The organism is Dietzia sp. 179-F 9C3 NHS (genome assembly GCF_045369825.1).
In the GTDB taxonomy this organism is placed as follows: domain Bacteria; phylum Actinomycetota; class Actinomycetes; order Mycobacteriales; family Mycobacteriaceae; genus Dietzia.
Map to the genome: position 1 here is coordinate 51428 of NZ_JBIQES010000007.1, position 20843 is coordinate 72270.

Sequence of the window (20843 nt, forward strand, 5' to 3'; positions counted from 1 at the left end):
CGCCTTGTGGACACCCCTCCCCCCGTTCGGGACCGGTCGGCCTCCTCGGGGGTATGCGTGAGTCGCGTCACAATCATGACCGTTCGGCGCACCGCCACACCACCCCTGTGATCGCTCCACACGGCGCCCCCAGGCCCTCCACAGGCTGTCCCCATGACCATCCCCAGGGCCGGTGGGACGCCGTGCCCGGACGGGGTGCCGCCGGGCGGTGGACGGGAGGGGCACAGAGGTCGACGACGAGGGCCCGCCGCCGGCGAACCGGTGGCGGGCCCTCGGGCGCGCGGGGGTCTCCCGCGCGGCGGCCTCAGCCCTGGCGGGCCTTGAACCGGGGATCCTTCTTGTTGATCACGTAGACCTTGCCGCGGCGACGGACAACCTGGGCGCCCGGCTTGTTCTTCAGCGACCGAAGGGACTTGCGGACCTTCATGTGGCGCTCCTTAGGCTCTCGAGGCGGCGCGGGGCCACCGACACGAACGGGGATGACTGGGCACCGCACGGGCGGCACACAACTGCTCCATCGTAACGGAAGGCCCTGCGAGAACTCCATTCGGCGCGAAACGTGCTCGTCACACACCTTCCCTATGCTGGCTGCCATGAACGACGCCACCGCCGAACCGCGCTCCTCGACCCTGCGCTCCTCGATCATCGCCGACCTCGGCGTCCGGGCCCACATCGACCCGGCGGCCGAGGTCGAGGCCCGCGTGGGGTTCCTCGTGGACTACCTGCGCTCCACCCCGGCGACCGGCTTCGTCCTGGGGATCAGCGGCGGGCAGGACTCCACGTTGGCCGGCCGGCTGTGTCAGCTCGCCGCCGAGCGTCTCCGCGCCGAGGGCACGGCCGGGGCGCGGTTCGTGGCGATGCGGCTGCCCTACGGGGTCCAGGCCGACGAGGACGACGCGCAGACCGCCCTGGCGTTCATCCGGCCCGACTCCGCCGTCACCGTGGACGTCCGCCCCGCCTCCGACGCCTCCTCGGCCGCGGCGGCCGCCGCCCTGGCCGCGCTGCCGGACCACGAGGGACCGCTGCGCGACTTCGTGCGCGGCAACGTCAAGGCGCGGGAACGGATGATCGCGCAGTACGCCGTCGCGGGTCAGCTCGGACTCCTCGTCGTCGGCACCGACCACGCCGCCGAGGCCGTGACCGGGTTCTTCACCAAATACGGCGACGGCGGCGTGGACCTCACGCCCCTGGCGGGCCTCACCAAACGGCAGGGCGCCTCGCTGCTGGCGCATCTCGGGGCGCCCGAGTCCACGTGGCGGAAGGTGCCCACCGCGGACCTCGAGGACGGCCGGCCCGCGCTGCCCGACGAGGAGGCGCTGGGCGTGACGTACGAGCAGATCGACGACTACCTCGAGGGCCGCGACGGCGTCCCCGCCGAGGCCGCCGCCCGCATCGAGCGGCTGTACCTGGGATCGCGCCACAAGCGGGCCGTCCCGGCGTCGCCGCTCGACGACTGGTGGCGGTAGCGGCTCAGCCGCCCGCGCCCTCCGGCACCGCCTCCGACGGCGCCGCGATCTGGAAGGTGGCACCCTGCGGGTCGGCGACGGTCGCGATCCGCCCGAACGGCGAGTCGTCGGGGCCGTCGAGCAGCTTTCCGCCCAACTCCTCGACCCGGCGGACCGCCGGGTCGCAGCTCTCGACGGCCAGGTACACGCGCCAGAACGACCCGTGCTCGGCGGGGACGAACCCGCTGGCGTCGCACATGCCGCTGGAGGCCTGTTCCTGCGGGCCGTTGGTGTAGTAGACGAACGTGCCCCGCTCGGCGTCCTCGTCCATCGGCTCGCCCATCGGGGTGGGGTCGAAGTCGAAGACCTCGGAGTAGAAGGCCTTGGTGGCCTCGATGTCCTGGCTCATCACCTCGAACCACACCGGCGAGCCGGGCCGGCCGGTGAACTCGTAGCCGGTCGTGTCACCGGCCTGCCACATCCCGATGGCGGCGCCGGTCGGGTCCACGACAACGGCGAAGCGGCCCGCAGCGCCGGCGTCGCCCGGGGGAACGATGACCGTCGCGCCGGCGGCGGTGGCCTTCTCGACGCGGGCGTCCACATCGTCGACGGCGAGGTAGACGTCCCAGGAACTGGGGATCGGGCCGCCCTCGGGGCACGTCATCCGAGAGGTGTCCATCGCGCCACCGACCAGCGCGCCGTCGTTGGTGATCATGGTGTAGTGGTTCGTCTCGGGGCCGCTGTCGGTGAACTCCCAGCCGAAGAGTTCGCGGTAGAAGGTGGTGCTGGCGGCGAAGTCGTTGGAGCCGAAGTCGATCCAGACGGTGGTGCCGACGGGGTGCGCGGACATGGCGTGCCTCCTGAGCGGGTCGGGTGCCGCCGGGGCGCGGCGGCTGGAGACCACGCTAGGAGGCGACGGACCCGCGCGCTTCTCCGATCCTGCGCACCCGGTCGGGGCGTCGGCCGAGGATGCTCGTGGACTCCGCCGACTACGGTGTGCAGGCCACCGTGGTGAAGTCGAAGTCGTACCGCGCCTCGTCCGCGCCGCCCAGGCTGCCGGCCGCGAGGCCACCCAGGGGCCCCTGTGTCGCGAGGACCGCCGTGCCCGTCACGTGGCCGGCCCCAGTGTTGATCCGGGCCTCGGTCCGCAGCCGCTGACCGTTGGCGACGGTCTCCCCCGACTCCCCCGTGGAGTGGTTGGTCCAGGTCACGGTGAGGGTGTCCGACGTCGGGATGAGGACCGCGGGATCGGCGATGCTCCCCAGACCGGGGTCACGCGGGGTCATGTCGTCGGTGGCGAAGAAGATCCCCTCGCGTGGCTCGCCCGCCGGATCGACCTGGCCCGGGCCCATACAGCCGATCGACGGCCGGAACTCGATCGGCGCCGTGGCGCCACCGATCGGGTGGGTGATCTCCGTCTTGTGGACGCCCTGGGAGATGTGACCCTGCCGGTGCCCGTTCACCAGGGGGATGTCCTCGGTGGTGAGAGCGGAGGCGCCGGGGGCCAAGGCCACGGCGGAGAAGGCGGCGACGGCACCGAGTGCGGTAGCGGTCATGCGGCGGGAGGTCGTACGGAACATAGGCGTCCTTTCGCGCTGACGGTCCCAGCCACGGTCACATGGGCCGGGACTCATGTACAGACAAACAACATTCATGTGCCAGGCGGCAAGACACGAAGAAACCCCTCCGACGCATGTCGAAGGGGTTTCCCACCGGTGGAGCTAAGGGGACTCGAACCCCTGACCCCCACACTGCCAGTGTGGTGCGCTACCAGCTGCGCCATAGCCCCGTATCGAGTTGTCCCGCCGCTCACCTCTCGGTCACCGGCTCGACCAAAGTTACACCATCGCCGTTCGGGCTTCCAAATCGAGCCCGGCCCCGCCGGTGCGGCGGGGCCGGGGGCACGAGTGCGACCGGAGTCGCGGCCGGTCAGGCGGCGCTGATGATCTCGTCGAGCCAGGTGGGGTTGTTCCAGTCCACCTCGGTGCCGTCGTGGGCCACCGACGGGGTGGACACGCGACCGATGACGTCCTGGGCGGTCCGCTGCGCGTTCTTGGCGGTGTCCTCGGCCTTGTCCATGGCGTCGCCGTTCTCGACCTCCCGGACGCACGCGGCCGTGTCCTCGCTGGCGCCGGCCGCCTCGGCCGAGTCCGCGAGCTCGTCGGGGCTGAGGTCGCCGCCGCCCGTCGGCTGCTGCGCGAAGTACGAGTTCTTGACGGAGAAGAAGGTCTCGACCGACTCGCCGGCCGCGACGCACTGCATGGCGGCGATGGCGCGCGTCGAGTACTCCCCCGAGCCCGAGGCGCGGTTCTGGAAGTTGAGGATGTGGAACTCCGTCCGGACCTCGCCCTCCTGCACCGCGGAGGCGATCTGCTCGCCGAACTGCCCCTCGAACTGCGCGCACGCGGGGCACATGAAGTCCTCCCAGATCTGGACGGTCGGCGCCGAGGGGTCGCCCACCGCAATCACGCCCGTGTCGGTGAGCTCGATGTTGGCGTCGGAGGTCTCCCCGAACGTGACCGGGGTGGCCTGTCCACCGTCCCTGTTGAACCAGATCACGCCACCGAGCACGACGACCGCCACAGCGACCAGCGCCAGGACCGTGTAGAGCATGCCCTTGTTGGACGAGGAGTCGAGGGCCTTGGTGGCCTTCCTGTTGCCGGCGGGCTTCGCGTTCACGTGCGGGGGCCTTTCGTTACGGGAGCGGACCGGCCGCCGCCGCACGGCGGCCGGTGTCTGTGGTGAGAGTACCGAAAGGCCCCCGGGCGACGGGCGTCGCGCGGGGGCCCTGCGGGAAATCGGAGACGAATCAGCTACCGATGGCGCCGCCGAGGAGCTGACCGAGGTCCAGGCCGTTGATGACATCGGAGATCAGCGAGGCCGGGTCGGACGACAGATTCGACGACGTCGTGGACCCCTCGACCAGCGAGCCGGCCCCGATGCCCTCGAGGCTGCCCTGGGCGGACTCGACGGCGTTCTTCTCGCGGATGGTCACGCAGGCATTCATGTCTCGGAAGTCTTGTCCGCTGGCCGCCACAAGGCTAGCTCCGCCGCCAGAAGTGAACTTCGTTCCCGGCACCGCGTCGGCCGGTGCCTTGTACGTGACCCGAAGCGCGGCAGCCTGGCCACCCGAGGTCGTCCATCCTGCGCTACGAACTCGTACGGTGTCGCCATCCTTGATCATGCTCGCAGTGTGGTTGACCCAAGTCGCCGTGCCACCGAGGAACTTGTAAGAGCTGACCTCAGCCTTGACCGGCTGAAAACCTGCCGGATGGTGCTGGCGAAGCTCGTTAACGAGGTGGTAGGCGCCGGTAACGGTCGTCGTCAGGGCGATCTCCTGGCCGGGAGCAACCAAACCGTTCCCGCCCCATTCATTGGACAGCTCGTAGCCGACAAGCGCCGTCTCCCATGAGCGCTTGTCGGAGAGGGCACACTCACCGGCCGTCTGACTCTGCGCAACAGCGGTCGGGACGGAGGCGAGGGAGAAGGCGAGGGCGGTGCCGGCCATGACGGCGGCGGCGCGACGGGCGAAGGCCATGAGGGATCCAATCGGACGAGGTGAGGGACGGTGACGGTCGTCACACAACCAGAGGGACGGGACCACCATAACCGAATTCTGAACATACGTCCATATTCGGCACGGGTCCGACCTCGATTGATCTGGAAGGGCCACGTGACCGAGACCCTTCCGCCACCTGAACGCCTCGTCGTCGTCACCTGAGATCCCTACTCTCTTCGGGCATGACCCCGGGCACCCTTTCCCGTCGCTCCCTCCTCCTCGGCGGCCTCGGCGCCGCCGCCACCCTCACCGCCGGCGCCGGCGCCGCGCGGGCCCTCACCCCGGAGGGCTCGGGCCCGGCCGGCGGATCGTCGGCCGGCTCCGCCGACCACCTGCTCTCCGGGCTGCACGAGGGCCTCGTCGTCACCGACCTCGAGGTGGTGACCGTCACCGACACCTCGATCACGTTCAGCTGGGCCACCTACCCCGGCCCGCACCCCTTCTACGGCACCGTGGCGCCGACGGTGGCCACGGACGCCGAGGTGCGCCTCGCGCCGGCGGGCGCGCCGGGCCCGCTGCCGGTGGTCCACCACGACGACGAGCCCCGCGGCTTCCACCTGGTGACCGTCGAGGGGCTGACCCCGGGCACGGAATACGCGTTCGAGTGCCGCTCCGGCGGGATCGCGGCCCGGCCCGGCCTGATGTCCACCCACCAGATGTGGTCGCCGGAGCGGACCGGCCGCGTCACCACGCTCACTCCCCCGCCGGGTGCGCCGGTCGGGCGGATCGCCGTGATCAACGACGTCCACATCGGCGAGGAGCGCCACGGCATCCTCGCAGCCGACATGCCCACCCCGATCGTCCAGGCCGAGGGCCTGCCCCCGTTCCCCGACCTCATGCTGGCCGGGGCCCTGGCCGAGATCCGCGCCCGCGGCGTGGACCGGCTGTTCGTCAACGGCGACACCACCGACGAGGCCCGTCCCGCCGAGGTGGCGCGGTTCGTCGAGATCATGAACGGCTACGGCGCACACGGCGTGGACTGGCATGTCACCCGCGGCAACCACGACCGGCCGCACACCCCGTCGTCGGATCCCGCCGCCGGGTACGAGCGGCACGTCGTGCTCCCCGGCACCGCCGACCACCGCGACCCGTGGGGCGAGGCGCTCGTGCCCCGGCAGCGGATGTGGACGACGAGGGTCGGCGGACTCCGGATCATGGGCATCGATTCCACGCACCTCGACGCCTCCGGCGGGATGATCGAGCCCCACCAGCACGAGGCGATCGAGGCCGAGCTCGCCGCCGACCCGCACCGCCCCACGCTGGTCCTGGCCCACCACCCCGTGACCCGCGAGGCCGCGTTCACCAACGCCGCCGGCCCGTCGTTCGTCATGCACCAGCACGACGCCGGCCGCCTGCAGTCCGCCTTCACCCGCGCCCCGGGCGTGTTCCTCATGGCCGCCGGGCACACGCACCGCGCCAAGCGCACGGCGCCCGACACAGCCCACGGCGTCGACTTCGTGGAGTTCGGCTCCTGCGCCGGCTACCCCGGCGGTTACACGATCATCAGCCTCTATACCGGCGGCTACATGGTGAACTTCCACCGCACCGGCACCCCCGAGGCGCTGGACTGGTCGGCGCGCTCGCGCTGGGCGGCCTGCGGGCTCAACCCCGAGTACACGCTCGGTACCACCGCCCACCGCAACTACGTCGTGCACCGCGACCTCGCGGCGCTGGGCTGACAGCCGGCGGCCCCAGAACCCGGGCCCGGCGCCGGAACCTGAGCCCCGGTGCGAAATGCGCCGCACCCCCGGCTCGGGTGAACCGGGGGTGCGGTGCCGATCTGGTGGAGCTGCCGGGAATTGAACCCGGGTCCTCCGCAGCGTCGGCAGGGCTTCTCCGTGCGCAGTCCGCTTCGGCCTCTACTCGGATCTCGCCCTGGCGCGGACTCCTCGGCGATGACGATCCCAGTCACTGTTGGATGTCCCGACCCACCCCGTGACCGGGTGAGCCGGTGATCCCTCTAGATGATGCCGGGGACCGGGGCGAGGGCGACCCCGGGCCGACAGACTACGGGCTCGCTATCAGGCAGCGAGGGCGTAGTCGCGCTGATTGGTATCGGCGCTTAATTGGTTGCCACGACGCTCACGGTGGTCTCTGGCCTGCACCGGCACGCTTCCCCTGCGTCAACTCACGTAGTCGAAACCACATCAGCCCCTACAGGGTCCGCCGACTCGCGCCGACGGACTGCCCACCATACCTCGATCGCCGGCTCCGCGCCAGGCGCCTGCCTCAGCGCACAGCTGCAGTAGCAGATGCCACCATGGCCGCCGATCCGGCGCTACCCCAGAGCCAGCAGCGCTATCGCGACCCCCGCGAGCGCCATCCCCAGCATCTGCACCGCCCGCAGGCGTTCCCCGCCGTGGGTGATCGCGAGCGCCACGGTGAACGCGGGATACAACGCGGCGATCACGCTGACCAGGGAGAGCATCCCGGCTTGCGAAGCGTAGTAGAAGGCACCGTTCGCCACGGCGTCGAACACGGCGATCACCGCGCCGATCCCCACGAGCCGGCGGTCGAAGCGGAACGACTCCCGGGCCGCGAGCGCCGCCAGCAGGACGACGGCCGTCGCCCCCACCCGCGAGCTCGCCACCGGCCACAGGCCCTCGCCCTCGGGAACGCGGGAGAGCAGCACGAAGAAGCCGGCAAAGGCCAGTCCGGCGGCAACCGTGAGCGCAGCGACGCCCCGTGTGAGTCGCCCGTGCTCTACCGACGAGCCGTTCTCGCCCTCGAGGGAGACCAGCACGGTCGCCACCAGCGCGAGCGTCATCCCCACGAGTACGCGCGTGCCGGGCCGTTCCCCCGCCACCAATCCGAACGCCAGGGGCCCGGCCGCCGCGAGCACGGCGGTGATCGGAGAGATGACGCTCATCGGCCCGCGGGAGAGCGCCACGTAGAAGGTCCACACGGCGATCCCCGAGGAGAGGCCGGACACCAGGCCCCACCCGATCCCGTCGGCCGACGGGGCGCCGCCGACCACGACCGCGGCCAGCCCGACCAGGACGATGGAGATCGGGTAGGACACGCTCACCACCCGCAGTGCGCGGGCGCGCCGAGAGGCCACCCCGCCCAGGTAGTCGCTGATGCCGTAGGCCACCGCGGACGTCGACGCCAGCGCGACCGGCATCATCCGCGCATGCCCTTGATCTTCCTGCCCAGCTCGCGGACGGCCTCGCGCTCGGCGGTCCGGCGGGCGATGTCCTGGCGCTTGTCGTGGGCCTGCTTACCTCGCGCCACCGCGAGCTCGACCTTGACGCGCCCGCCCACGAAGTACAGGGAGAGCGGGACGAGGGTGGCGTTACCGTCGCGCACCTTGCCGATGAGCGTGTCGATCTCGCGGCGGTGCAGCAGCAGCTTGCGGGCGCGCTTGGGGGCGTGGTTGGTCCAGCTCCCGTGCGAGTACTCGGGGATGTGCAGGCCGCGGAGCCACACCTCGCCGTCGTCGATCGTGGCAAAGGCGTCGACGAGCGAGGCCTTGCCCTCGCGCATGCTCTTGACCTCGGTGCCCACGAGGGCGATGCCGGCCTCGTAGGTGTCGAGGATGTGGAACTCGTGCCGGGCCTTGCGGTTGCTCGCGACGATCGAGCCGTCGCGCCCGAGGGTGGATTTGCCCTTCTTGCCCTTCTTCGCCACGCCCGGCTCACCTCCTCGTTCCGGCCGACAGGCAGGCCACCCACTCTAGTGGAGGCCCCCGCCAACGGGGGAAACGGATCAGTGACGGACCGTGAGCCGGAGCGTGAGCCAGGCGGTGATCGCGGAGACCACGGCCCCGGCCACCACCAACACGGGTGCGATGAGGAGGATGTCCTGGGCCGTGATCCGCTCGACGAGGTTGGCGCGGTAGGCCTCGGCGAGGACGCGGTCCAGGAACACGCTCTTGGCGGCGAACAACCCTCCCACCGCGAGGAGCGCGCCGGCCACAGCCGCGATCACGGCCTCGAGAACGAACGGCAGCTCGGTGTACCAGCGGCTCGCGCCCACAAGACGCATGATCCCCACCGCGGTGCGGCGGGTGAAGGCCGCGATCTGCGTCATGTTGGCGATGAGCAGCACCGTGGCGACGAGTTGGATGACGGCGACGGCGAAGGCCGCGTTCCGGATCCCGTGCAGCACCGAGAAGACCCGCTCGACGAGCTCCCCCTGGCCCTGCACGATCTCGATGCCCTCGACGGTCGCGAGGTCCTCCGCCACCGCCTCGGCCCGGGTCGGGTCGTCAAGCGTGAGCGTGAACCGCGACCCGAGCGCGTCGGGCGAGGTGGACTCCACGAGCACCGGGTCGGTCGAGGCGAACAGTTCGGTGAACTCCTCGTACGTCTCCTGCGGGTTCTTGTACTCCAGCGAGGCCACCCCGTCGGTCGCCTCGAGCCGGGCGCGGATCTCGCCGCACGCCGCCGTGCAGTCGGGGTCCTCCCGCGAGATCGAGCGGTCCACGTACACGCGGAACTCGTTGAGGTAGTCGTATTTGTCCTGGCTGGCCGAGGCCGTCATCACCACGAGCAGCCCGCCGCCGAGCATGGCCAGGGCCACGGCGGTGGTGATGATCATGGCGAGCGTCATGGACAGGTTCCGGCGCAGGCCCTGCCCCACCTCGGAGGCGATGAACCGGGCGGCCATCAGCGGTTCACCCCGTAGGTGCCGCGCGCGTCGTCGCGGACCACCTCGCCGTCGACCAACTCCACCACCCGCCGGCGCGAGCGGTCCACGATGTGCCGGTCGTGCGTGGCCATGAGGACGGTGGTGCCGGTGCGGTTGATCCGGTCGAGCAGGAGCATGATCCCCTCACTGGTCTCGGGGTCGAGGTTGCCGGTGGGCTCGTCGGCCAGCAGGAGCTTGGGGCGGTTGACGAAGGCGCGCGCGATCGCGACGCGCTGCTGCTCGCCGCCGGACAGCTCGTGTGGGCGCCGGCCGGCCTGCTTGCCGAGCCCCACCAGGTCCAGGGTCTCCGGGACGACCTTCTCGATCTCCTTGCGCGACTTGCCGATCACCTGGAGCGCGAACGCCACGTTCTCGGCGACCGTCTTGCCCGGGAGCAGGCGGAAGTCCTGGAAGACCACGCCCAGCGAGCGGCGCAGCCGCGGCACGTCGGACGACCTCATCCGGGTGAGGTCGTGTCCCGCGACGCGGAGCGTGCCGGAATCGACCTTCTCCTCGCGGAGCAGCAGCCGGAGGAACGTGGACTTGCCCGAGCCGGAGGCACCGATGAGGAAGACGAACTCGCCCTCGGCCACCTCGACGCTGACGTCGGACAGCGCCGGACGCGGGGAGGACGCGTACGACTTCGTCACATTCGAAGCACTGATCACACCAGTAGCGTAGCGCCCCACGCGTCACATGTCGTGGGTCACCCGGTGCCCTGGGGCTGTTGCGGCGCGTCGGCGCCACCGCCGGGCGCCTGTTGCGGGCCCGCCGGGGAGTCCTGCGGCACCTGCTCGACGCCGCCGCGGATCCCGGTCCCGCCTGTCCCGGCGGCCCCGTCCCCGGCGGCCCCGTCCCCGGTCCCGGGGGTCCCCGTGGGTACGGTCGTCCCCGTCGCCCCGGCCTCGCCGGTCCCGGTCGGCGCCGAGGGCGTCGTCGCCCCCGTGGGGGCCGTGGGCTCGTCCGTCGGTTCGGTCGGCGCGTCCTCGGTGGCCGGCGGAGCGGTGGGCTCCGGCCCCGGCGCCGGCGGCCCGAAGTTGACGACGGGGTCCTCGCGCACGAGCAGGTACAGGGCGCCCACCAGGACGAACGCAGTGAGCAGGACCGCCGTGGTCCGGGACATCCGGAAGAACTCGCCCAGTAGCGCCAGGATCCGCGGCTTCGGCTTGCGCGACGGCGCGTCGGGCGGGGTCGACCCTCCCAGGCCCAGCGGATCCGAGCCGACGAGAGGCTCACGACTCGTGGCCGTCTCCCGGGGCTCGGCCTCGCGTTCAGCGGCCTCCCGGCCGGGGTCCGCGTCTCCGGTCCGTGCCATCTACACCGCCCCCTCTCCGGTCTGTGGGCGCACCATGCCGGCGCGGATCGCCGCGAGTGCCTCCGGCTCCAGCACGATCCCCTCGGCGCGGAAGCGACGCAGGATCACCGCGCGCATCCGGCGGCCCACCTCCCACTGCATGCCCGGCTTGGTCCGGGCGAGCAGGCGGATCACCGTCTGCTCGAGCTTGATGGACTGCACGCCCATGACCGTGGGCTCGTCGAGTACGTAGGCGCCAACCCGCTCGTCGTCCACGATCTCGCGGCACACCTCCGCCAGGACGTCGTGGGCCTTGTCCATGTCCGCGTTGTTGGGCACGGGGACGTCGATGATCGCCCGCGCCCAGTCCTGGGACTGGTTGACGCTCGTGATGACCTGACCGTTGGGGACGATCACCGCCTCGCCGTCGAGGGTTCTGAGTCTGGTGACCCGAAGCGTCACGTCCTCCACGGTGCCGGCGCTGACCCCGGTCGAGGTGGTGAGCTCCACGATGTCGCCGTAGCCGTACTGCCGTTCGGCAAACACGAAGAACCCGGCGAGGAAGTCCTGGACGATCTTCTGCGCGCCGAAGCCCAGCGCCGCACCGAGCACGGTCGCCGGCGCGACGAGCGCGACGAGGTTGACGCCGAAGCGCAGCAGGATCTGGATGCCGATGAGGATGTACAGCACCCCTACGGCGACGTAGGAGATCACCTGGATGAGCGAGTGGAGGTGCTTGGCCTCCTCCGACCAGAGCTCCTCGCCCTCGTGTCGCGCGTCGATCCGCCCGGTCCACATCCGCGCGATCTTGCCGATCGCGCGGGTGAGCAGCGCGGCTGCCAGGACCAGGAGGACGACCTCCAGTCCCTGGTTGGCGAGCCAGGTGAGGATCCCCTCGAAGTTCCCCTCGATCCTCACTAGGCGTCGGCTCCCTCCGCGTCGCGCATGCGCCAGCGGATGCCGGCCTCGATGAACCCGTCGAGGTCGCCGTCGAGGACCGACTGCGGGTTGTTGACCTCGTACTCGGTCCGCAGGTCCTTGACCATCTGGTACGGGTGCAACACGTAGGAGCGCATCTGGTTACCCCACGAGGCGTTGCCGCCCGAGCCGAGCGCGTCGAGCTCGGCCCGCTCCTCCTGACGCTTGCGCTCGAGGAGCTTGGCCTGCAGGACCTTCATCGCCGCCACCTTGTTCTGCAGCTGCGACTTCTCGTTCTGGCACGTCACCACGATGCCGGTCGGGATATGCGTGAGGCGCACGGCGGAGTCGGTGGTGTTGACCGACTGGCCGCCCGGACCGGACGAGCGGTAGACGTCCACGCGGACCTCGTTCTCCGCGATGTCGATCGAGTCCGTGGTCTCCACCACCGGCAGCACCTCGACCTCGGCGAAGGAGGTCTGGCGCCGGCCCTGGTTGTCGAACGGCGAGATCCGCACGAGACGGTGGGTGCCCTGCTCCACCGAGAGGGTGCCGTACATGTACGGGTCGTGGACCACGAAGGTCGCCGACTTGATGCCGGCCTCCTCCGCGTACGAGGTGTCGTACACCTCGACCTTGTGGCCGGCCTTCTCCGCCCAACGGATGTACATGCGCATGAGCATCTCCGCGAAGTCCGCGGCGTCGACGCCGCCGGCGCCCGCGCGGATGTTGACCACGGCCTCGCGCTGGTCGTACTCGCCGCTGAGCATCGTCTTGACCTCCATGGCCTCGACGTCCTCGCGGAGCTGCACGCGCTCGGCGTCGGCCTCGGAGACCGCGTCGCCGCCCTCCTCCTCGGCCAGCTCGTACATCAGCGGCAGGTCGTCCAGCCGCTGGCGCAGATCGCGGCAACGACGCAGGTCGGCCTGGACGTAGGAGAGCTCACTCGTGACCTTCTGGGCCCGGTCCTGGTCGTTCCACAGGTCGGGGTCGGCGGCCATCTGCTCGAGCTCGTCCACGCGGCGGGCGAGCTCATCGATGTCGAGGACCTTCTCGACCGTGGTGAGGGTCGACTCGAGGGACGCGATGTCGGCGGAGACGTCAGGGTGCACGAGTCCGGAGTCTACGCGTCCCGCGCCTTTCCCCCACGTTTCCCGGCCCGTCACCGGGTGGTGCCCTCGGGCCGGTAGCGTCGCCGCCGTGAGCTCCGCCGAAGGTTTCCCGCCGTCGGACGCCGACCTGGCCACACGCCTCGTCGTCGATGCCGGCGCGCTGGCCCGCCGCCTCCGTGAGGACGGGCTGGGCGTCGAGCACAAGACGTCCGTCTCCGACGTCGTCACGGAGGCCGACCGGGCCGCCGAACGCCGCATCACCGAACTCCTCGCCGTCCACCGCCCCGACGACGGCGTCCTGGGTGAGGAGGGCACCCTCGTCGCGGGCAGCCACCAGCGCCGCTGGGTCGTGGACCCCGTCGACGGCACCTACAACTTCGTCACCGGCTCCGACTACTGGTGCTCGGCGGTGGCCGTCACCGGCGCGGACGACTACCTGCTCGGCGCCGTCCACCGACCCGTCACCGGGGAGACCTTCGTCGGCGGGTCCGACGTCCCCACCCGCCGCAACGGCGTCCCCGTCACCCCCCTGACCGCCGGCGACCTCGCCGACGGCTGCCTGGCCACCTATCTCCACCCGCCGTTCTTCGCCGACCCCGACCTCGCGGAGCCCTTCCACCGCGTGAGCCGGGGCGCCGCCACGATCCGGATGCTCGGTTCCGGATCGGTCGACCTCGCCGCCACCGCGTGCGGCGTCCACACGGTGTGGTGCCAGCACTCGTGCCCCGAGTGGGACTGGCTACCCGGCCGCGCGCTCGTCGAGGGCGCCGGCGGCGTGTGCGCCACCGTCGAGGTCAACGGATACGACTGGTTCGTGGCCGGCCGCCCCCGCGCCGTCGACCAGGCCGTCGCCCTCCTGCGCGGCTGACTCCCCCGCCCCCGCCGACGCGTCGGCACAGTTCGGACACCGGATCGGGCCGAAGTCTGGCCATCGGAACTTACTCCGCAGTAAGATGTTGCGGACCGCACCGTCCACCGTCACGAGAACAGCTGGTGATGATGAGCAAGAACCCCACGTCCACACCCGGCAAGAACCCGACGCGCATGGACGCGATCGGCGCCGCCATGCGCGCGCTCACGACCATCACCGGGTCCGAGTTCGCCGAGCGGTTCAATCTTCGACAGAAGGTCGACCGCGTCACCTACGAAGCCACCCGGACCGGCTTCAAGACCCTCGGCGCCGCCACCAAGTCCTTCAAGAAGGTCTCCGGCGGCGGCACCCCCAAGCGCCTCCCGGACGCCGCACCCGAGTCGCGGCCCGACTTGTTCGACCTCACGCTCGACGACGACCAGAAGATGATCGTCGAGACCGTGCGCGACTTCGCGAACGAGGTAATCCGGCCGGCCGCCCACGACGCCGACCACGCCGCGCAGGCTCCCGAGTCGCTGCTCGCCCGGTCCGCCGAGATCGGCGCCACCATGCTCAACGTCCCCGAGGAGTTCGAGGGCATCGCCTCCGAGCGCGGCGTGGTGACCAACTCCCTCGTGGCCGAGGCCCTGGCCTACGGCGACATGGGCCTGGCGCTGCCGATCCTCGCGCCGTCGGGCGTGGCCACCACGCTCACCCAGTTCGGGTCGGACGCCCAGCAGAAGTCCTACCTGCCGGCCTTCGCCTCCGAGCGGGTCCCGGCCGCCGCCGTCGTGGTGGCCGAGCCGCGGCCCCTGTTCGACCCGTTCGCCCTGCAGACCACCGCCACCCGCGGCCCCGGCGGCTACACGCTCAACGGCGTCAAGTCGCTCGTCCCCACCGCCGGCAGCGCCGAGCTCTTCGTGGTGGCCGCGGCGCTCGACGGCAAGCCCACGTTCTTCGTGGTGGAGTCAGACACCGAGGGGCTGGTCGTGGAGGCCGACCCGTCGATGGGTCTGCGCGCCGCCGGCCTGGGCCGGATCGTGCTCACCGACGTCACCGTGCCCGCCGACGCGATCCTCGGCGGCGAGGAGGTCTCGGCGGAGGACCGCGCCACCGCGTACGCCGACGTCATCCGCCTGTCCCGCCTCGGCTGGGCCTCGCTCGCCGTGGGCACCTCCCACGCCGTGCTCGACTACGTGATCCCCTACGTCAAGGAGCGGCAGGCGTTCGGTGAGCCCATCGCCCACCGCCAGGCCGTGGCGTTCATGGTGGCCGACATCGCCACCGAGCTCGACGGCATGCGCCTGGTCACCTGGCGCGGCGCCTCCCGCGCCGAGCAGGGCCTGAGCTTCGCCCGCGAGGCCGCGCTGGCCCGCAAGCTCGCCGCGGAGAAGGGCATGCGGATCGGCCTCGACGGCGTGCAGTTGCTCGGCGGCCACGGCTTCACCAAGGAGCACCCCGTGGAGCGCTGGTACCGCGACCTGCGCGCCGTCGGCGTCGCCGAGGGCGTCGTCGTCCTGTAGAGCCCACCAGCCACGGATACGAGAAGAGAAGAACCATGATCAACCTCGAACTCCCCAAGAAGCTGCAGGTGGGCGCCAACCAGGCCCGCCAGGTCGCCACGCAGATCTTCCGTCCCGTCTCCCGCAAGTACGACCTCGCCGAGCACGAGTACCCGGTCGAGCTCGACACGCTGCGCGCCATGATGGAGGCCATGGAGGATGCCGGCCAGGGTGCCGCCGGCGCCACCATGGGTTCGGGCGGCTCCCCCGGGCGCAAGGAGCCCAAGAAGGGCGTCATCAACGGCGGCAACATGAAGTCGCTGCTCAACATCATCGAGACCTGCTGGGGCGACGTCGGCCTCACCCTCTCGATCCCCCGCCAGGGCCTGGGCAACTCGGCCATCGCGGCGGTGGCGAACGACGAGCAGGCCGAGCGCTTCGGCCGCGTGTGGGCTTCCATGGCGATCACCGAGCCCGAGTTCGGCTCGGACTCGGCCGCGGTCTCGGCCACCGCGCGCCTCGACGGCGACGAGTACGTGCTCAACGGCACCAAGATCTTCATCACCTCCGGCGCCCGGGCCGACCACATCGTGGTGTGGGCGACGCTCGACAAGAGCAAGGGCCGTGCCGCCATCAAGTCGTTCGTCGTGCCGCGCGAGCACCCCGGCGTCTCGGTGGACCGGCTCGAGCACAAGCTCGGCATCCGCGCCTCGGACACCGCCCAGATCACCTTCACCGACTGCCGGATCCCCAAGGAGAACCTCCTCGGCGACCCGGAGGTCCGCGTGGACAAGGGCTTCGCCGGCGCCATGCAGACCTTCGACAACACCCGGCCGCTCGTGGCCGGTATGGCCGTGGGCTGCGCCCGCGCCGCGCTCGAGGAGATCCGCACCCTCCTCGAGGAGGCCGGGATGGAGATCGACTACGACCGGCCCGCCACCAGCCAGCCGGCCGCCGTGGCCAAGTACCTCGAGCTCGAGGCCGACTGGGAGGCCGCCTACCTGCTCACGCTGCAGGCGGCGTGGATGGCGGACAACAAGATGCCCAACACCAAGGAGGCGTCGATGTGCAAGGCCAAGGCCGGCCGCGCCGGCTCGGCTATCACGCTCGGCGCGGTGGAGCTCGCGGGCACGCTCGGCTACTCCGAGCACAGTTTCCTCGAGAAGTGGGCGCGCGACTCCAAGATCCTCGACATCTTCGAGGGCACCCAGCAGATCCAGCAGCTCGTGATCGCGCGGCGCGTGCTGGACCTCAACAGCTCGCAACTCAAGTGAGCAGGCCCCCGGGTGACGGCCCGGGGGCCGGGCCCGCGGGGGCCCGGGTAGAGACCAGGGGCGCGGTACCGGATCGGTACCGCGCCCCTGGTCCTTCGCGTGTCGTCGGTGGCCGCGTCAGGCCATGCGGAAGCCGCGGCCCGGCCAATTGCGCTCGGTGGCGTCGGCCGTGATCGTGTCGAACGAGTACGAGATGGCCGGCAGGAAGAACGGCGTCTGCGCCGGGTGCACGCACGACGGCAGCAGCGGGCCGACGCTGCCGGCGGGGCCCGAGTTCGGCGGCATGTGCCCTCCCGAGAGCAGGCCCACCAGGCGCCCCTCGTGGGTCACGGGCCCACCCGAGTCGCCGTAGCCGGCGCAGGCGTGGTGCCAGAACTTGTGGCCCTCGCGCTGCCACGTGACGCCGCAGGTGTGGCCGGTGGTGAAACCGTCCTTGCAGACGACGGCGCCGAAGTCCGGCACGGGTCCGGTGCCGGTGACGCCGGGCTGGCGGACCGGGGTGGCCGCCGGGGTCAGGCGGATCACCGAGTAGTCGAGGACCTCGTTGCGCGTGGCGATGGTGCCGATGACGCCGGCCCGCGGGTCGTCCCGCAGGAAGACCTGGGTGCCCAGGTCCTCACTGCAGTGCGCGGCCGTGAAGGCCACCGGGGCGCCGCTGGCGTCCCAGCCCGCCGCGGTGAGGGTGCAGCCGGCGTTGCCGCCGACCAGGATCGGGGTACCGCCGCCGACCGGCGCGGCGGCCTGGGCCGCCGCGGGCACGGCCAGCGCTGCCGATCCGGCGAGCACCGCCGCCGCGGCCATCCTGGCGAGACCTGTCCACCTCATGCGTGTGTCCTTCCCACCCGGGCACTACGCGCGGGTTGACGCTCCGAACATCCTATCGGCCGGAAGGCTACTCCGCATTACACGCCGGCCCCGGACCGACCGTTCGGAGACGAGAAGCCCCGGCCCTGTGATCAGGACCGGGGCTTCTCGTGCGTTGGTAGCGGGGACAGGATTTGAACCTGCGACCTCTGGGTTATGAGCCCAGCGAGCTACCGAGCTGCTCCACCCCGCGTCGAGTGCGTCCCCGACATTACGTGCAACTGGAGACAAAGGGCAAATCGGGTGAACCGAAACCGGCCGGAACGTGACGGGGCTCACGTCCGACCCCGCTCCGGCCCAGGTCGCGCGACCGCACGGATCAGTTCCCGAGTTCCTGATAGGCATCCACCGCGGCCTGCAGGTCCTCGAGAGCCCGGCCGAGGTCGGCGAGGTCGCCCCGCTGCGCGCTGCGCACCGCGGCCAGTGCCTCGTTCAGGTCGGTGACGGCCCGGCTGCGCGCCGCGTCGTCCGTGCCGCCCGCGGGCGCCGACGGCCGCGCCGCCGTCGCCTTGTCGGCGGGTCGCGCCGGGCGGCCGTCGTCGGCCTCGGCCTCGGCCTCCCCGCTCTCGTCGATGCGCACCACGTCCGGATCGGCCTCGATGCCCACCTGCCGAAGCGCCTCGAACAGCGTCGGGGCGTAGCCCACCGCGCGGTCGTAGGTCACCATCACGCGCAGCAGCCTCGGGAAGGCCGAGTCCTGGTCCTTGCGCTGCGTGTAGATCGGCTCCACGTACAGCACGGAGTCGTCCGCCAGCGGCAGGGCCAGCAGGTTGCCCTCGGTGATCTCCGCGGTCTCGCCCCACAGCCGGCGGTCCTGGGCGATCGCGGGCGAGGCGATCATGATGTCCTGCGCCTGGTTGGGGCCCTGCGCCAGCGGCTCGGTGGGCCGCTGGACGCGGACCGTGATCTCCCCGTACGTCTCCGGGTCCGAGCTCGCCGACATGTGGGCGGCGAGGAACTCGCGCTCGTACCCGCGGAACGCGGAGATGAGCTGGAACGACGGCCGGTCCGAGTCGGGGTCCGTGGGGTCGGAGGCCACCACGTAGTAGGGCGGCTGGCTGGGGCCGTCGGCCGGCGCGCGCTCCGCCTGCGCCTGGGCGGGTCCGCCGGCGGCGCCCCCGGGCTGGCCGGGCTGCGGGGTCTGCGGGTTCTGGATCGACGAGGTGACCGTCGGGTCCGAGGGCACCGACCAGAACGCGTCGTTGGTGAAGAACTGGCCGGGGTCGTCGACCTGGTACCGGGCCAGCTTCTCGCGCTGGATCTTGAACAGGTCCTCGGGGTAGCGCAGGTGCTCCTCGAGCTCCGGCGAGATCGCCTCGCGCGGCTGGACGACGTCCGGCATCGCCTTCATCCACGTCTGCAGGACCGGGTCCGACTCGTCGAACGCGTACAGGGTCACGGTGCCGTCGTAGGCGTCCACCGTGGCCTTGACCGAGTTGCGGATATAGGAGACCTTCTGGTCCGGCAGCACGCGACCGCCGGCCTCGTTGGTCGAGTCCGTCGTGGTGTCCTCGAGCGAGCTGAGCTCGGCGTACGGGTACGTCTTGAGCGTGGTGTAGCCGTCGACGATCCACGTGATCCGGCCGTCGATCACCGCCGGGTACGTGGAGGAGTCCGTGGTGAGCCACGGCGCCACCTTCTGGACGCGGTCCCGCGGGTCGCGGTCGTAGATGATCTTGGACTCGTCGCCGATCAGCCCGGACAGCAGGATGTTGCGCTCGGCGAACTTGAGCGCGTAAGCGGTGCGGTTGATCCAGCCCCCCACCGGGACACCGCCGGAGCCGGTGTAGGTGTACTGGGTCGCGTCGGTGTCGTACTCCCGCGGCCCGTCGCCGTTGTCGCCGACGATCGCGTAGTCGGGGTCCGACCGGGCGATGAGCTCGCCGAAGTAGATGCGCGGTTGTGTGACCGGGATCATCATGTCCTGCCCGCTCGCGATCGCGTCCAGGTCGGAGACCTGGTAGTTGGGCAGGCCGCCGCGGTCCGAGCCGGCGTCGTCGGCGATCTCGTTGACGCGGTTCGCGGGAGCGGCCACGAACCCGTTGCCGTGCGTGTACACGGTGTGCCGGTTGATCCAGTCGCGCTGGTTGGCCTGGAGGGCGCTCGGGTTGAGCTCGCGCGCGGCCACGAGGAAGTCCCGCATCTCGCCGTCGATCGTGTACCGGTCGATGTTGAGCGCCTCGGGGAAGCCGTAGAAGTTCCGCAGTTGCTGCTGCTGGGTGAACGTCGGCGAGAGCACGTTGGGGTCGAGGACGCGCACGTTGGACAGGGTCGTGACGTCCGAGCCCGCCTGGCCCGGATCGGGGTTGGCGGCGCCCCAGTTCTCGATGTAGGTCACCTTGTCGTCACCGATGTCGTAGGCGTCCCGGGTCGCGGCGATGTTGCGGGCGATGTACTCCCGCTCCTTCTCGGCGCGGTTGGGGTTGACGGTGAACTGCTCGACGGCGAGGGGCCACGCCGCCCCCACGACGAGCGCGGAGAACACCAACAGCACGGTGGCCAGCGCGGGGATGCGCAGGTCCTTGACGACGATCGCCGAGAAGAAGGCGATCGCGCATACCAGGGCCACCGAGAACATGAAGATCTTGGCGGGCATCACCGCGTTGACGTCGGTGTACCCGGCGCCGGTGAAGGTGGAGTTCTCGCGGAACAGCAGCTCGTAGCGGTCGAGCCAGTAGGCGGCGGCCTTGGCCAGGACGAACAGCCCGGCCAGGGTGACCAATTGGATGCGCGCGGCCCGGGTCAGCGCTCCCTCCCGCGCGCCCGGCCGGAGTCCGCCGAAGACGTAGTGGGTGACGAGGTTGGCGAGGAACGCCAGGACGATCGCCACCATGATCCAGTTGACCACCGATCGCCACATGGGCAGCTCGAAGGCGTAGAAGGAGATGTCGAGCCCGAACTGCGGGTCGGTCTGCCCGAACGGCGTGGAGTGTGTGAAGGCCAGGACGGAACGCCAGCCGGTCTGGGCCACGGCGCCGGCGAGCAGCCCCAGGACGATCGGGATCCAGATCACGGCGCGCAGGGGCTTGTCACCCATCGCGGCGCGGTAGCGGGTCAGTGGATCGGCCACCCCGGCCTGCGGGAGGAACACCGGGCGGAACCGGTGTGCCAGCACGATGCCCGCGATGACCGCGGCGGCCACGAGGAGCGCCACCACGAGGAAGACGGCGAGACGCGTGAGCAGCTCGGTCCGCAGCACGCCCGTGGCGTCCACGGAGCGGAACCACAACCAGTCCGTGTAGGTGGAGTTGAGTCTCGGCACCACCTGGATGAGGACGAGGAGGACGACGACGGACACGGCGATCGCCCGGCCACGACGCGAGATCGTGATCGGGGTGCCGGGGGAACCGGGCGGGCGGACGGACACCGGGAAAGCTCCTGGACTGCTGGGGC

At 71.0% G+C, this 20843-nt stretch carries 19 protein-coding genes, 2 tRNA genes and 1 other RNA gene; 5 read left to right on the forward strand and 17 right to left on the reverse strand.

Features of this window, described 5'->3' with window-relative positions:
- Positions 1–304: 304 nt before the first annotated feature.
- Positions 305–427 (reverse strand): type B 50S ribosomal protein L36, encoded by a 123-nt coding sequence (gene ykgO, locus ACH0BZ_RS10030; RefSeq protein ID WP_003852698.1) that lies wholly within the window; start codon positions 425–427, stop codon positions 305–307.
- 166 nt (positions 428–593) lie between these two features.
- Here ykgO and nadE point away from each other — a divergent pair, with 166 nt between their 5' ends.
- Entirely contained in the window at positions 594–1466 is an 873-nt protein-coding gene (nadE, locus tag ACH0BZ_RS10035) for an ammonia-dependent NAD(+) synthetase (RefSeq protein WP_406898115.1), read from the forward strand.
- A 4-nt stretch (positions 1467–1470) separates the two neighbouring features.
- Here nadE and ACH0BZ_RS10040 read toward each other — a convergent pair whose 3' ends face one another.
- From ACH0BZ_RS10040 to ACH0BZ_RS10060, 5 genes are all read right to left on the reverse strand, one after another.
- Positions 1471–2295, reverse strand: coding sequence for a VOC family protein (locus ACH0BZ_RS10040; protein ID WP_406898116.1), 825 nt, complete (start codon positions 2293–2295; stop codon positions 1471–1473).
- Between the two features lie 139 nt (positions 2296–2434).
- Entirely contained in the window at positions 2435–3025 is a 591-nt protein-coding gene (locus ACH0BZ_RS10045; RefSeq protein WP_406898117.1) for a hypothetical protein, read from the reverse strand.
- A 136-nt stretch (positions 3026–3161) separates the two neighbouring features.
- Positions 3162–3234, reverse strand: a tRNA-Ala gene (locus ACH0BZ_RS10050).
- A gap of 140 nt (positions 3235–3374) precedes the next feature.
- Positions 3375–4124, reverse strand: a complete 750-nt coding sequence (locus ACH0BZ_RS10055) for a thioredoxin domain-containing protein (RefSeq protein WP_406898118.1) — start codon at positions 4122–4124, stop codon at positions 3375–3377.
- 130 nt (positions 4125–4254) lie between these two features.
- A complete protein-coding gene (locus ACH0BZ_RS10060) occupies positions 4255–4983 on the reverse strand; it encodes a hypothetical protein (protein WP_406898119.1) in 729 nt (242 codons plus the stop codon).
- A 203-nt stretch (positions 4984–5186) separates the two neighbouring features.
- On the opposite strand from ACH0BZ_RS10060, the gene ACH0BZ_RS10065 reads away from it, so the two are divergent.
- Positions 5187–6683 (forward strand): metallophosphoesterase, encoded by a 1497-nt coding sequence (locus ACH0BZ_RS10065; RefSeq protein WP_406898121.1) that lies wholly within the window; start codon positions 5187–5189, stop codon positions 6681–6683.
- A 102-nt stretch (positions 6684–6785) separates the two neighbouring features.
- Here the strand turns inward: ACH0BZ_RS10065 and ssrA are convergent.
- The 8 genes from ssrA to prfB form a co-directional block, all read right to left on the reverse strand.
- Positions 6786–7159: a transfer-messenger RNA gene (gene ssrA / locus ACH0BZ_RS10070) on the reverse strand.
- 123 nt (positions 7160–7282) lie between these two features.
- Complete coding sequence (locus tag ACH0BZ_RS10075; protein WP_406898122.1) at positions 7283–8131, reverse strand: EamA family transporter; 849 nt, start codon at positions 8129–8131, stop codon at positions 7283–7285.
- Positions 8128–8634, reverse strand: coding sequence for an SsrA-binding protein SmpB (smpB, locus tag ACH0BZ_RS10080; protein WP_406898125.1), 507 nt, complete (start codon positions 8632–8634; stop codon positions 8128–8130). The genes ACH0BZ_RS10075 and smpB overlap by 4 nt, the downstream gene beginning before the upstream one ends.
- A gap of 78 nt (positions 8635–8712) precedes the next feature.
- Complete coding sequence (gene ftsX, locus ACH0BZ_RS10085; protein WP_406898127.1) at positions 8713–9615, reverse strand: permease-like cell division protein FtsX; 903 nt, start codon at positions 9613–9615, stop codon at positions 8713–8715.
- Positions 9615–10304 (reverse strand): cell division ATP-binding protein FtsE, encoded by a 690-nt coding sequence (gene ftsE, locus ACH0BZ_RS10090; RefSeq protein ID WP_406898128.1) that lies wholly within the window; start codon positions 10302–10304, stop codon positions 9615–9617. The genes ftsX and ftsE overlap by 1 nt, the downstream gene beginning before the upstream one ends.
- Before the next feature lie 38 nt (positions 10305–10342).
- Positions 10343–10951 (reverse strand): hypothetical protein, encoded by a 609-nt coding sequence (locus ACH0BZ_RS10095; RefSeq protein WP_406898129.1) that lies wholly within the window; start codon positions 10949–10951, stop codon positions 10343–10345.
- Positions 10952–11848: a mechanosensitive ion channel family protein gene (locus ACH0BZ_RS10100; protein WP_406898130.1), complete on the reverse strand. Its 897-nt coding sequence runs from the start codon at positions 11846–11848 to the stop codon at positions 10952–10954. It lies immediately after the preceding gene.
- Positions 11848–12960, reverse strand: a complete 1113-nt coding sequence (gene prfB / locus ACH0BZ_RS10105) for a peptide chain release factor 2 (RefSeq protein WP_406898132.1) — start codon at positions 12958–12960, stop codon at positions 11848–11850. Before prfB ends, ACH0BZ_RS10100 begins: the two co-directional genes overlap by 1 nt.
- 88 nt (positions 12961–13048) lie before the next feature.
- Here prfB and ACH0BZ_RS10110 point away from each other — a divergent pair, with 88 nt between their 5' ends.
- From ACH0BZ_RS10110 to ACH0BZ_RS10120, 3 genes are all read left to right on the forward strand, one after another.
- On the forward strand, positions 13049–13828 hold the full coding sequence (locus tag ACH0BZ_RS10110; protein ID WP_406898133.1) for an inositol monophosphatase family protein: 780 nt from the start codon (positions 13049–13051) through the stop codon (positions 13826–13828).
- Positions 13829–13956: 128 nt separating this feature from the next.
- Positions 13957–15333 (forward strand): acyl-CoA dehydrogenase family protein, encoded by a 1377-nt coding sequence (locus tag ACH0BZ_RS10115; protein WP_406898134.1) that lies wholly within the window; start codon positions 13957–13959, stop codon positions 15331–15333.
- Positions 15334–15368: 35 nt separating this feature from the next.
- A complete protein-coding gene (locus ACH0BZ_RS10120; protein WP_406898135.1) occupies positions 15369–16586 on the forward strand; it encodes an acyl-CoA dehydrogenase family protein in 1218 nt (405 codons plus the stop codon).
- Positions 16587–16703: 117 nt separating this feature from the next.
- On the opposite strand, the gene ACH0BZ_RS10125 is transcribed toward ACH0BZ_RS10120, so the two are convergent.
- From ACH0BZ_RS10125 to ACH0BZ_RS10135, 3 genes are all read right to left on the reverse strand, one after another.
- Positions 16704–17411: a peptidase S1 gene (locus tag ACH0BZ_RS10125; protein WP_406898136.1), complete on the reverse strand. Its 708-nt coding sequence runs from the start codon at positions 17409–17411 to the stop codon at positions 16704–16706.
- 155 nt (positions 17412–17566) lie between these two features.
- Positions 17567–17643, reverse strand: a tRNA-Met gene (locus tag ACH0BZ_RS10130).
- A gap of 126 nt (positions 17644–17769) precedes the next feature.
- Entirely contained in the window at positions 17770–20817 is a 3048-nt protein-coding gene (locus tag ACH0BZ_RS10135; RefSeq protein ID WP_406898137.1) for a UPF0182 family protein, read from the reverse strand.
- Positions 20818–20843 lie beyond the last annotated feature (26 nt).